This is a genomic window from Providencia rettgeri (assembly GCF_023205015.1).
GTDB classification, from domain to species: Bacteria; Pseudomonadota; Gammaproteobacteria; order Enterobacterales; family Enterobacteriaceae; genus Providencia; species Providencia rettgeri_E.
In genome coordinates, this window is record NZ_CP096258.1 from 496,008 (window position 1) to 510,252 (window position 14,245).

6 protein-coding genes are annotated in these 14,245 nt (G+C 41.0%); 1 reads left to right on the forward strand and 5 read right to left on the reverse strand.

What is annotated here, in order from left to right; genetic code table 11:
* Window positions 1-95: 95 nt before the first annotated feature.
* Window positions 96-7,598 carry an Ig-like domain-containing protein gene (locus M0M83_RS02175; protein ID WP_248467497.1) on the forward strand — a complete coding sequence of 2,501 codons (7,503 nt, stop codon included), beginning with the start codon at window positions 96-98 and terminating at the stop codon, window positions 7,596-7,598.
* 72 nt (window positions 7,599-7,670) lie between these two features.
* Here the strand turns inward: M0M83_RS02175 and M0M83_RS02180 are convergent, their stop codons facing one another.
* From M0M83_RS02180 to M0M83_RS02200, 5 genes are all read right to left on the reverse strand, one after another.
* A complete protein-coding gene (locus tag M0M83_RS02180; RefSeq protein ID WP_248467498.1) occupies window positions 7,671-8,489 on the reverse strand; it encodes a helix-turn-helix domain-containing protein in 819 nt (272 codons plus the stop codon).
* A gap of 497 nt (window positions 8,490-8,986) precedes the next feature.
* On the reverse strand, window positions 8,987-10,213 hold the full coding sequence (locus M0M83_RS02185; RefSeq protein ID WP_125895237.1) for an SGNH/GDSL hydrolase family protein: 1,227 nt from the start codon (window positions 10,211-10,213) through the stop codon (window positions 8,987-8,989).
* Window positions 10,185-11,354 carry a DUF459 domain-containing protein gene (locus M0M83_RS02190; protein ID WP_213914415.1) on the reverse strand — a complete coding sequence of 390 codons (1,170 nt, stop codon included), beginning with the start codon at window positions 11,352-11,354 and terminating at the stop codon, window positions 10,185-10,187. The genes M0M83_RS02185 and M0M83_RS02190 overlap by 29 nt, the downstream gene beginning before the upstream one ends.
* Entirely contained in the window at window positions 11,341-12,759 is a 1,419-nt protein-coding gene (locus M0M83_RS02195) for an MBOAT family O-acyltransferase (protein ID WP_213914414.1), read from the reverse strand. Before M0M83_RS02195 ends, M0M83_RS02190 begins: the two co-directional genes overlap by 14 nt.
* Window positions 12,760-13,100: 341 nt before the next feature.
* Window positions 13,101-13,910, reverse strand: a complete 810-nt coding sequence (locus tag M0M83_RS02200; RefSeq protein ID WP_248467499.1) for a protein bax — start codon at window positions 13,908-13,910, stop codon at window positions 13,101-13,103.
* Window positions 13,911-14,245 lie beyond the last annotated feature (335 nt).

Genomic DNA, 14,245 nt, shown 5'->3' on the forward strand with positions numbered 1-14,245 from the left:
TTTTATTTTTAATTAAATGGATATAATTGGTTTCATTAACGGCAGCGTGTGATTGTTAGCTGATAACTCCATTTATGAATATAATGATATAGAACATGACAGATAAAACTATTACCGATAAATTAAAAAACATAGAAATCCAAAAGTTTAAAGTCCAAGGGCTTGATTTAATTGTAACTAAGCCTGATGGTTCTATTGAGAACATTAAAAATGGGTTGTCTGAAGTTATTTTAGGAAATATGACACTATTGACTGAGCAAGGAGCGATTCTTTCACAAGATGAGATTCTATCATCAATAACCTTAAACGTGGGGGCCGATGCTGTTTATATCAAAGAGCAATTAACGAGTGATGTTGTCGAATATACGGACAATCAAGACTCAAAAAATATGAGTGAACAAGTAGACAGTGAGGAGCAGCCAGATAATGACCGACAAGACGAGGAGCAAAGATTTAGTCAAAAACTGGCAGAGTTAAATCAAAAAAATCAACAATTAGAAAAGACACTTCAGGCCCTGTCTTCGGAGAATGACGAAAAAGAGATATTACTTAGTTCATCTTTAACAAAGCTGACAGAAGCGAAAAAACAGCTAAATAAAAAAAACAAAGCAGAAAAAGCACAGGGAGAAGACAACGACTTAAGCTTTTCTCCGCCACCCGCCCCCGTGGCTACGCCAATAAGTACTTCGTCATCATCCTCTCAGTCTGCAAATAAGCCTGCAACAGCCCCTTTAATATCTAAACCGATTACACCGGTTTTTATTCAGGGGAAACTCAGTGAAGAGTCTGACTCAGGGAGAAAGGGCGATAATATTACCCATATTAATACTCCGACATTGACAGGGGTTGTCTCTCCCGATAGTCAGGCTTATCTCACAATTAATAATAAGAAACATCCGGTCACTGCAGATAAAGACGGGAAGTGGTCATTAAAAATTACAGAACCGTTAGAAGATAAGATATATGAATATTCATTAGTGGCTTCCTCCGGTGGCGGTAAGCCTGTGACGGTGAACGGCCAATTTGAAGTGGACACGCAGCTTGATAACCTCTCTGTTAGTCTTGATGGGCATCCGAATATCGAAATGTTAGGGGGGAGACAAACGAATAATCAGGTTCCTACTTTTGCCGGGAAAACCGAAGCTGGCAGTTCAGTAACACTAGCGATTGCAGGACAAACATTATCGACAGTCGCTGATGATAAGGGCGGGTGGCGAATTACGGTCGAGAAACCATTGGCTGATGGGGTATCAACCTATCAGGTTACCGCAGTGGATGTAGCGGGTAACCAAAAAACTATCACCGAGACTGTGACCATCAAAACCTCCCTGCCCGATGCAAGTGCACTACTTGATAACTCAGCGGTTTTCTTGACCAATAAAGTGACTCCAATGTTGTCGGGAAAAACAGATCCTAACGCCAATATCATCGTTCAGGTCGCTGGAAAAGAGTATTTCGCCAAAGCCAATGAGCAAGGTGATTGGTCACTCACCATCAATAATAATCTAGCGGATGGTTCACATGTATTGAAGGTTAAGGTAACAGACAGCGTAGGAAATCAGGGCATATCTATTCAGAGCCTATTAGTCGACACCACTCCCCCCGCTGCACAAGCTAAACTGAGTGAGAGCAGCGATTCGGGTAGCAAAGGTGATTATATCACCCAACAAAAAGCCGTCATATTGGAAGGGGAAACCAAACCGCAATCGACGGTCATGATCCACTTTGCGGGGCAGGAGTACAGCGCCACTTCGGATAAAGACGGGCACTGGGAAGTGCCATTACCGGCAGTGAAGCAAGACGGTGTGTATGATTATCAGGTTAAAGTGACAGACACCCTTGGAAATACCGGAGCCTCTAAGGGGCAATTTACCGTAGATTCTCAGGTTGATAGCTTATCTGCTGACCTTGATGTGCAGTCTGATAGTGGCGATATTGGCGATAAAGTCACCAAAGAGACGCGCCCGCACTTTACGGGAAAAGCCGAAGCGGGTAGCCGTATTGAGTTGACGATTGATGGGCAACAGCTAAAAACATTTGCTGACAGCCATGGAGATTGGGCGGTGGCGGCTCAAGAAGTGTTAACAGACGGTACATATGATTATGTGGTGAAAGCCACGGATGTGGCAGGTAATGAGGTTGTGATCACGGAGTCTATACAGATAAAAACCACATTGCAGCCCACAATTTTACAACTCAATAATCAGTCTGATTTTATCACTAATCAATTGACCCCCATGCTGTCAGGGCAATCCGAGCCTTACGCCAAAATACAGGTTTCATTGAGTGGAAAAAGTTACTCAATGGTGGCAGATGCGCAGGGCACTTGGTCGTTTATAGCGACGTCGTTAGTTACGTCGGGAGGTCACCCACTCAAAGTGCAAATCACCGATATTGCTGGAAATAGCGAAAAAATCAGCGAGACGGTATGGGTAGACACCACTCCCCCCGCTGCACAAGCTAAACTGAGTGAGAGCAGTGATTCGGGTAGCAAAGGTGACAATATCACCCAACAAAAAGCCGTCATATTGGAAGGGGAAACCAAACCGCAATCGACGGTCATGATCCACTTTGCGGGGCAGGAGTACAGCGCCACTTCGGATAAAGACGGGCACTGGGAAGTGCCATTACCGGCAGTGAAGCAAGACGGTGTGTATGATTATCAGGTTAAAGTGACAGACACCCTTGGAAATACCGGAGCCTCTAAGGGGCAATTCACCGTAGATTCTCAGGTTGATAGCTTATCTGCTGACCTTGATGTGCAGTCTGATAGTGGCGATATTGGCGATAAAGTCACCAAAGAGACGCGCCCGCACTTTACGGGAAAAGCCGAAGCGGGTAGCCGTATTGAGTTGACGATTGATGGGCAACAGCTAAAAACATTTGCTGACAGCCATGGAGATTGGGCGGTGGCGGCTCAAGAAGTGTTAACAGACGGTACATATGATTATGTGGTGAAAGCCACGGATGTCGCAGGTAATGAGGTTGTGATCACGGAGTCTGTACAGATAAAAACCACATTGCAGCCCACAATTTTACAACTCAATAATCAGTCTGATTTTATCACTAATCAATTGACCCCTATGCTGTCAGGGCAATCCGAGCCTTACGCCAAAATACAGGTTTCATTGAGTGGAAAAAGTTACTCAATGGTGGCAGATGCGCAGGGTGCTTGGTCGTTTATAGCGACGTCGTTAGTTACGTCGGGAGGTCACCCACTCAAAGTGCAAATCACCGATATTGCTGGAAATAGCGAAAAAATCAGCGAGACGGTATGGGTAGACACCACTCCCCCCGCTGCACAAGCTAAACTGAGTGAGAGCAGTGATTCGGGTAGCAAAGGTGATTATATCACCCAACAAAAAGCCGTCATATTGGAAGGGGAAACCAAACCGCAATCGACGGTCATGATCCACTTTGCGGGGCAGGAGTACAGCGCCACTTCGGATAAAGACGGGCACTGGGAAGTGCCATTACCAGCAGTGAAGCAAGACGGTGTGTATGATTATCAGGTTAAAGTGACAGACACCCTTGGAAATACCGGAGCCTCTAAGGGGCAATTTACCGTAGATAGCCACGTCGCCCTGAACGCAGGCTTAGATCTGGCAAGCCAAGAGAATTCGAATGCTTTGATAACTAACCTAAAACGTCCTCAAATTAGTGGTACCTCCGACCCTGAAAGTAAAATTACTGCTGAGTTTAAAGGGAAAATTAAAACGGTTTATGCAGATAACCAAGGAAAATGGTCTCTGACTTTTGATGTCGATGCGGATGTCGGTAAGGATAACCACTACAAGGTTGTCGCAGAAGATGCCGCAGGTAACCAAAATACAATTAATCAGAGCTTTACGTACCTACCTCCCTCATTAGAGGGGGGGAATGCGGAGCTTCCGACGCTTATCGCTACATTAGGTGCGGCGTATGATAGTGGAAAGAAAGGTGACTATATCACCAATATCAAAGCGCCTAAGTTTACCGGAGTTGCTACTGCAGGGGCTAATATTACACTGGTGATCGGGAATGAAAGTTTTCCGGCTGTGGCTGATAAAGTGACTGGTAACTGGGAAATTCAAGTCAAAGAGCTAGCGGAAGGAAATAGCCAGTACCTTGTAACGGCTGAACACCCAGTAAATGGACAAACAACAGATATCTCTGGAAATATATTTATTGATACCACTGCTCCGGTGTCCACGATTGAATTAAGTGCAGAAACGGATACTGGAACGAAAGGAAACTTTATTACTGCACATCGCAACCCTGTATTTACGGGAAAAGGAGAGCCGGGGTGTAAAGTCATATTGGAATTAAATAATGAGTCGATTCCAACGACTATCGATAATAATGGCAAATGGAGCTTAAAGCTTTCCAATGAATTACCAAAAAACTTTACGGGTGATTATAAAATTACCGTTACGGATGCGGCAGATAACCAATTTGAAAGAATAGGTACACTGATAATTAATGCAAATCCACCAGAGATAACGGATGCAGCTCTGGCTTCACCTTGGACGAAAGGTAAATTTCATGGTGATAAATCGACGAATGACTTAGAAGCAACATTCACAGGAAAGGTAACCCCGGGTGCAAGTTTAAAATTTAAATTTAGATTAAGTAAGAAAGATGAGCATATTTTTTCCATCACTGATATTGATAAAGATGGAAATTGGTCTTTTAGTTTGCCGCCTGGTTTTCTTGTCGCGGATCGTCGTTATGATCTTGACCAAATGGTATTGGTTGCAACTTCGTCATCAGGAGTTGTTACAGAAAAATCGATTGAAGAAAAAGGTATTCAAATCAAAGACAGTGTTTTGAGTGTAACATTTCAAGTGGCCGCAGAGTCGAGTAGTACTGGAGAAGTAAATAGCTCATTAAGTTCAAGCCGCTTGCCAAAGCTACAGGGAAAGATTTCTGGGGCATCGGATCGTGATGAGCTCAGAGGCTCGATACTCATAGGCGGTAAAACGTATTCAATTAATTTGACCAATGGCCGAAAAAATTGGGATTTTAAAGTCCCCGATGATGTTCAACTTCCACTAGGAGAAGTTCCCTATACGCTTAAATTTAAAGATGTTTATGGTTCGGTAAGGGAGTTTTCTTCTTCTGTATTTATCAGTGACTTTAAATTTTACCTTGACCCAGATACGGATTCTGGCCAAATCGGTAACCACTACACCAATCATAAGAAACCTGTTTATAAGGGTAAAATAACAGCCGGTGGCACGATCTCAGCGAAAGTAAATGGTCATAATTATCCTATTCAAGCAAATGAGAAAGGAGAGTGGCGTTTCGAAGTGCCTATTAAAGGGGATGGCGCATACCATATTACTTTTGTTCAAGATGATGGCACTGTTTCAGTAGGACAAACAACTCTCAATATACTCACGACAGAACCCGTATTTAATGGCTTCGAGATTGTTGATAAGCAGCTTCATGCAGGCACAAAAGTTGCGAATGTCGCGGATCCTAAATTGGTTTTCACTTATCATGGAAACATGGATTATTACCTGATCAGCGTGAATGGAAAAACAACGCGGCATAATAAGCTACAAAATAAATACAATGGTTCTAAAACGGTGTTTGCTAATGAATTAGCCTTACCTGACGGTGAGCATGTGGCAAAAATAACGGCTTTTGATATCGCCGGTAATAAAACTGAACATGAGGTGATAATTAAAGTGCTCAGTGATGAGTCTGGTAATGTCTCTCCAAGTATTGAATTTGGCGTGAATGGTAAGCAACTCGTTTCTGAAAAAGACGGCAAACTACTTTTCAACCAAAATGACTTAACACTGATGGGGACAACAAGTGTTGCCAGTCTGGTTACCATCAAAGATACAAATGGAAAAATACTGGGTACGGCAAAAGCCAATAATCAGGGGATTTGGCAAATACAATTACCCAATGATATTGTCCCTGTCGGTATTCAGGATGGTGAAAATATTAAACTATCAGTTACGGCAAAGGATTTAGTTAATCGTGAAACGCAGTTTGAGTTTGATTTGGTGTATGACATTACGCCTCCAGAATTAACTGGGGAAGTGAATGAGATGCTGAATGGGACTAATGTCTTGAATAGTAGCCAACCCACGTTTAGCGGAGAAACTAAAGCCAATGCAGACGTCAGTTTGACGATCAATGGAAATATTTACCATACGACTGCTGATCATGAAGGGAACTGGCAGTTTACATTACCTGCAGAAAAGTCACTTGCTGATGGCACATACTTTTATGAAATAGAAGCTAAAGATGTGCTTGGACAAATAAACCAGCACAAAGTATCCGATAACTTTGTTGTAAAAACAGTTGCCTCAGTGACAGGGGAGCTCGATCCTGATTTAGACTCCGGTGCTAAGGGCGATAACTGTACCAATATCAATAAGCCCATATTTAGTGGAATTACTGAACCAAATGCAGAAATTCGATTGGTTTTCGATAACAAAGTTTCTTTAACGTTTGTCGCTACTGCCAATGAGAAAGGCGAATGGACGCTCCCTGTTGATATTGAATTGAGTGATGGTCTTCATGAGTATGTTATTTTTGCAAATGATAAGATTCAGGGGATTAAAGGCCAAGTTTCAGGGCAATTGGTGATTGATACATTAGCACCAGACTACCTGATGGGTGGTGTTGTAGACCCTGTAAGCTTGACGACTCAACAGGATATTTTAACCGATGTTTCTAAGCTAATTTTTGCAGGAGTTGCAGAGCCTGAAACTCATGTACGGTTAACGATTGGTCAACGGGTTTATACCGATATTAAGATGAACGAACGCGGTGAGTGGGCGTTTACTTTACCTGATGCACTAAAAGATGATGATTATCATTATCTAATTGAGGTAACGGATATTGCGGGTAACATTGGTACACAACGTTTAACCGGAACAGTGACCGTTGACACGACGCCCCCTGAGATAACGGAATACGGCCTAGATCCAATGACTGACTCAGGTTTATTAAATGATGGCGTAACTAACCATAATCACCCAAAATTCAGTGGAATAACAGAACCTAATGCATTGGTTGAGATCACTATCAACCAAAAAACATACCAAGAGAGCGCCAATGAAAAAGGGGTATGGACAATTCCTGTAACAGAGGCTCTGAGTGATGGCGCTTATGATTACCTTATTAAGGTGAAGGATAAAGTCGGTCATAGCGCGGTAAAAACAGGGCAAGTCATCATAGATACTAAATCACCTGAATTGAGTGGGAATTTAGATGACTCAACGAATACAGCGGATAAACAGGATGAAATTACCAGTATCAATACGCCAAAGTTCAGTGGTGTAACAGAGGCAGATACCATGGTATTTCTGACGATTGATAATCAAACCTATCAGCAAAAATCAAATGAAGTGGGCCGATGGGAAATCTCGATGGATAGCCCATTAAAGGATGGCATTTATGACTATGAAGTCAATGTATATGATCAGGCTGGAAATCAGGCACAGGTTAAAGGGAGTATTACGATTTATTCTGATTTACCAGATGCAACCGTAACTCCAGGGCCAACCGATAATAGTGATGTTACTCATGTTGATATTCCTCCGATAGATACCACATTGGTACCACTAGATATTGATAATCACTATTTTTAGTCAAACGGAGCCTTACCCTGAAATGGTGAGGCTCAAGTTTCGATAGGAGATGATGTGAAGAGATATCGGGTATTAAAGCAGAGGGTAATTAAGGTTTGGTTGGGAATGAAAACTTTTAAATGCCAGTAAGAAATAAGGGACATCATCATAGCCGACTTCTCGGGCGATACGTGTCATCGGCATATTTTCCGTTCTCGATAATATCATCGCTTTATTCATTCGGGACATTAAGCTAATCTTGGAAAAATTCGTATATTCACTGGCGAGCCTTCGTTTAAGGGTTGAAGAGCTCATATGGAGTTTTTTCGCGATAGTATCTAGGGTATGACACTGTTTTCCAGCGCTATGAAAAATTAAGTCATACACTTTGTCTTTTATCGAAATATTTATTGATGCATACAATGTAGAGGTAAATTCATTCACTAATAAAAAAAATGACAGAATAAAATTTAAATGAATATGAATCACATTATGGTTGCTAGGGGCGCTAATTTCTTTAATCGCAGAGTGAAATACATCTTCAATAATCGGGTTTTCATGCAAGCCAGTGCAACAAATTTGGTTTGTTGAGACGTTTTTTTTCTTATTAATAAACAATTCGGCATGCTGTTGATAAAAGGATTTCAACATATCTGTGGTCATTGGAAGGACATCGATAGCCAGTCGATTGTGATTATCACGATTGATTATTTCAATTGAAGATCCTTTGGGGAGAAAACAGATATCTGAGACTGTCAGCGTTTGCCATGGGCCTTCTTCTATCCGCATTTCAATTTCACCTGAACTCACTTTAAATAGTAGTGAGTGCGTTAGATAAAAGCTATTTTTTATTTTATTGGATAGGGTTTCAATATAAGAATGAAACGATTTCACACAGAAATTAGTCGACATTTTTGAACCTAAATAAATATTGTCTACGATTGCTACCGTAAAGTTATTCTGGTTGTGTCAAAGAATTGTTCACGGCTTCCATATTGTTAATAACAAACCATTAGCTTGTATAAGCTAAAATACGATTTGCTATTACCTCCTGATTTAATAAGCATCAACGTTAGCGGTGGTTTATTAAAAGGAACGTAGGGATACTAATTTTATGTGGGGGATATTGATTTAATTAATGGTCACGATTTTTTATGTTTTTTAGAGGGAACAATGAATTCGCAATTAGTCAGTAGTATTCCGAGAACTGTGTTTTTAACATATTGTTTTTATTTAAAATAGTCATTCCAAATTTAATGTCGGAATTGAATTTTTAGGATAATAAGAAGATAAGTAAGAAAAAAGCCAAAGGGAAATGACAACGATCAGGCGATAAATATAAAAAAAGTGCAAATAAAAAGGCAGGGGCATTGAAGATACCGCTGCCTTATTGTGTGTTAAACCAATAATTAATTTAATAGTTGGCTTAACTGGCTATATAGCCCTTGCGCACTCTTCTTATAACCTTCGGCAGAGAGATGCACATTGTCTGGTCGGGCTAAATCTTGTGCTGCCCATGTGCGAATTGAGCAAGGGCCACCCATAAAGGCTTGCCAGTCCCAAAATAACGTATTTTCTTGAGCGGCCACCGCCTTTTGAATTTGAATCACACTCGTTAAATTCACTGGCATTTGAGCTTGGCAACTCGCTGCATCATTAAATTTAAGTGAATCATTCGGGCCGACAAGTAAAATAACGCTATTTGGCATTTGTTGGCGAATTAAGCGAATTTTAGCGCGCAAATTTTGCTCGTAAGCGGCTAAATCTAACGTATCGTTAAAAGCCTCATTGGTTCCATAGGCTAAAATCACCATGTCAGGGGACATTTGTGCTAAGGTTTCGCTCCACTGTGGCTGCCATTTATCTGCCATACTCAATGTTGCACCATTGAGCCCCAGCGCGGAAAGCATAACTCCTGGCTTTTGTGAACGCACTAACCATCCACCGATTTTTAGCCCATTTCCTTTATTAACGGTAACTTGAGCTGGAAGCTGGGTATTGACAGGCGACGAAAATACCCATTGATTTCCTGTAGCGGGCAATGCCACGTTAGGGGAAACCGCAGGAGCAACACGCATTTGTGAATCACCTGTGCTTTGGTATAGAGTTTGTAGCTGATAAGCCCCTAACGCAGGCTGTAAAGGCTTGAGCACCACTTTGCTATTAGCGGCTTGTGGCTCGGCGATTAGCCCACCGAGTGGGTAATCAAAGCGTTCATCTTTACGGCTTGAAGCCAGTGACCACTCTTTCTTTTCGCTCATACGGTTAATGGTTGCTGTTCGTTGTCCTGGTACTGAAATTGGCGGAATAAAACCTGGGCCTGCATCACCATAACGTTGCTGAAGCAATGTTCTTAAATTGCCACTGAAAAAGTCAGCAGCAGTGTGTGAATCACCAATTTGGACGATGTGTACTTGCTGGTTACCTTGGCGCAACTTATTCGCCAACTGTGGCAAATTAGGCTCTGCGTTATTGACCAACTGTCCTTGTGTAACCGCTGGCTGACTTTTAGGCAAGCTAGTTTTACGAGTTTTGTCTGATGTGTTCTGGCAAGACAATAAGCCCAGCGACAAAAGCGCAATCACGCCACCCGCCAATATTTTGGACTTAGCTTGACACAGTTTGTTCAGTTTCATGAGGTTCCTTTTCTTCCTCTTCTTCGAAATGAATGAGTGAGAATACTTTTTCAGCGATCAATTTTTGACCTTTTCCGCTGAAATGGATCCCGTCACCACTTCGCAATTTAATTGTACTGCTTGCATCACCGATATAGTCAGAATAGGTGTCGCCTTGGTATTTAAAAACATCATTGACTGAAAAGTAAATTTCACCGTTATTCTCAACTTCAGATTGGTAGAGGCTACTTAAGAATTTCATACCATCGGAGAGCGCATTTTTACGCATATTAGGTGGACCAACCCAAATAACATCAACATTGTGCTGGCGAGCGGTTGATACTATATCATTAATCCGCTCACGGTACACTTTTTCCCAATTTTCACTTTTAAATTTGACGTATTTAGAACCCGTTTGTGGGGGCATATCCCAAGGGTCGTTAGGCCCTAAAAAAACCACTAAAACCTTAATGTTGGGGTTATCATTCAATGCCTTGGCAATGGTTTGAGGCCAATTAAAAAAGCGTGGATATGCCAGCCCTGTACTTTGTTTGCTTAGATTAATGCTATCGATATTATATTTTTTCAAGAGCATGTTTTTAACATGTGGAGCGACGCCTTGCATCATGGAGTCCCCCGTAAACAGAACTTGTTGGCCTTTTTCGATATTGGCAATATGTTTTGCCACTATTGGCTGTTCTTTCTTGATTGTAAAACCACCAAAGCTAATTTTCTGGTTTTTCTCCCAAGCTTGTGGTCGTTTCAGCCGTTCAGGGAAGGTAACCGATAAGCTTTCAGCCGGATAAATATAGCCATTTACGAAGTGAAGACCAATTTGAAACTCTTTGGGGAAATTGAGTTTTTTATCTTTATTGGCGAGTGCGAGCGCCGCGGCTTGTTTGTCTTCCTGCGCTTTTTGTCCTGATGCGTAGTAAGTGAATAGGCTTCCTGCCTCAAGCGCGCCATCATGTAAGTAAGCGCCATAATCCCAGATAGGATTACCTGCCATTTTCGCCCATGGGGTATCTTGGTGATATTTTTGTTGCCAAAATCGCTCTAGCGAGCTTTGATTCAACCAAACTAATAATAGGCCAGCAATTAGGACAATAAATAAAATCTGGCCAACCTTGATTAGGGTATTTTTAAACTCAGAAGTTAGCATAAATAAACCCCGGCATACCTGAAGGAGAAAGCATAAACATAATGGTTAGAATGATCGCGAGTGGAATAGGGTAATAATACCAAGGAACGGTTTGGTATTTTTTTGCCACATAATGGTAGCCTTGTACAAAATAAGGGTAGGCAATCAGCAGTAGCCAAAATGCGACTAATAACCCTAAGCTTGCATTAATAGAAGCGATAAAACCAGGGGCAATGATTTGATTGACCATTAACAGTGCATCATCAAATGAGGCGCTACGGAAAAAAATCCACGCAAAACAAACGAAATGGAAAGTTATAATTCGTGATACCCAAACTGATAATGTCTTATTCGGGATCACTTGGGTCCATCCTAGTTTTTCCATGCATAAATTCTTAAGATTAAGTAACACAATCCCTAATCCATGAATGGCTCCCCAAACTACAAATGTCATTGCTGCGCCGTGCCATAATCCTGAAATGACCATCGCAAGGAATACATTGGTGTTCATACGGCTAAAACCTTTACGGTTACCGCCAAGAGGAATATAAACATAGTCGCGAATAAAGGTCGATAAGCTGATATGCCAACGGGCCCAAAACTCTTTTAAATTTGCAGCTAAATAAGGGGCGTTAAAGTTAACAGGGACCCTGAACCCTAATAATAACGCGATACCTGTCACCAGATTGGTATAACCGGAAAAGTTAAAGTAAATATTCCAAGCATACGCATAGGTTGCTACTAGGATCTCCCCCGCACTGTAACCCACGGGAGCGTCAAAGACTGGGTTGACAAAGTTTTCAGACAAGTACGAGCTAAATAAAAACAATTTCACTAGCGCTAATGAGATAAGCAATATGGCTTTTCGAGGATCTAAAACCTCACGGCTTTCCGCTTGTATTTGGGGAAGAAAGTTCTTCGCGCGGTTGATTGGCCCAGCGACAATACTCGGAAAAAATGCAAGATACAATGTCACGTCAAAGAAATCGGCTTTAGGAATTTCTTTTCGACAAACCGATACGGTATAGCTGACTGAGTGGAATACATAAAAGGACAGCCCAAGTGGTGCAAGTATTTCCAATATAGGAAGACCAACACTAAAACCAAATTTGTCGAGAGTCTGCTGAATAGTCTCTTGGAAGAATGAGTAATATTTAAAGGTGGTAAAGAAGCCAACAATGACCGCGGTAAGAATACCGTATATCCATCTACTCGAAAGCCAATTAGTTGCCACATTGGTAAGCAAATAAATAATCAGTGTGTAGCTAAATAAAATATAAGCAAAGTCAGGGCTAAATGAATAAACAAAAAAATAGCTAGCAGTGATTAATAAGCCATTCTGTAGTTTTGCACTGGGCTGACAACCCCAATAAATAAGAAAAAAAATCAAGAAAGAGCCAAGAAACTCAAAAGAGAAGAAATTCATATTAGACTCAAAGATGTTAATTATTTTGTTAGAAGGTTAGGGTATATGATATTTGATCTCTTTTTCTATGCAATCAGAATATTGCTTGTCATATTGCTCGTCATATTTCGAGCAGTGACTTTGTTGGCTACGTTCAGCTACCCTAGTCACATACTTATGTATGCTCCTAGGGATATCCTCTCTTGCCACCTCGCCATCACTCGAACTATTTAGAGCAATAGAGTAAATCTAAAAATTAAATTGGTTGAATGAGTAAAGTAAGTTCAATGCGGTTTGTGAGGGATAAAAAAAATCCACTTAACGAAGTGGATTTTTTATGTCTTGTACCTGGTGATACAACATTAAATGCGAGTGGCTGCTCTTTGTTGAGCTTGTGTAATCAATTCTTCATTACTCGCGTACATCTCTTGTAAATAGCGGTTATAGGTTGAACCTAACTCTGAGTACCCTTTCATATCATTAATTAGCTTTTTCGTATCCAGCTCATCTTTTGATAAACGCTGTTTTGCTCGTGAAGTTCGTAGAGATTCATAAGCGTTATGGGTATTCATGTTTTTCATATAAGCAGTCACGGTATCTTCTACAGAAGAATATGTAGAATAGCCTTTAATCTTTCCTTTTTTGGTCTGGCAGCCACTACCGCAGCGCATACCAAATAAGTTACCGTTTTGCAGAGCGAGTTGTGATGTCCCCCAACCAGACTCTGTTGCTGCTTGTGTTGCAACTAAGTGTGTTGGCATGATGTCGACACGACTCAATAGTTTGTTCCAATTTAAACGTTTTGGATTACTACATTTCATACCATAGCTATTACAGATTTGTTCAAGACGGCGCAACTTTTGGGCGCTCCACTTCTTGTTAGCTCGTACTGATAATAACCAAGTACGTTCAGCCATAATCTGTTTATTCACTTTTTCAATAACAGGGACAACCGTTTTCAAAAATGCTTTCTTTCGAGGCGTACCAGAAGGGTATTTGCGTAAATCAGGGAGTGAGGTTTTAGCCTGACTTACATTCTGTTGCACAGTTTTATTAGTATACTCTTTATTGAGCATTGTGCTGGTACTGGTGGAGCCCATACTCAGGCTCGAAAATAAAAGTAAAAATAAGAAAGCGAAGACGGCGTTTGTCCTCATCGTTCGAGAGGGCATTTGCTTCTCCTAAGTATCTCTGAACAAAATTCGAGCGAATATTAGCAGATTAATTTTTCACGAGCTACATTTATCCGGGTGACATTAGGGAAACTTCTGTATTATTTTGTAGACTTTTTTGTATTATTATGAATCAATTGATTTTAAATGGTGTAAAGTTTCTATTGGTATATTTTCATATGAAGAATAATAAATTAAATTGTTTATTCCCGTAGCGCTGGAGCTTTACTTAAGCTAAATTTGATTAAAAAGAGTACAATTCATGTAGTTGTTGTAGGGTTATTTCGTCTGAAAAATAAGCAATCAGAAGGCTGTTTTTTAATCAAAATGAGGTC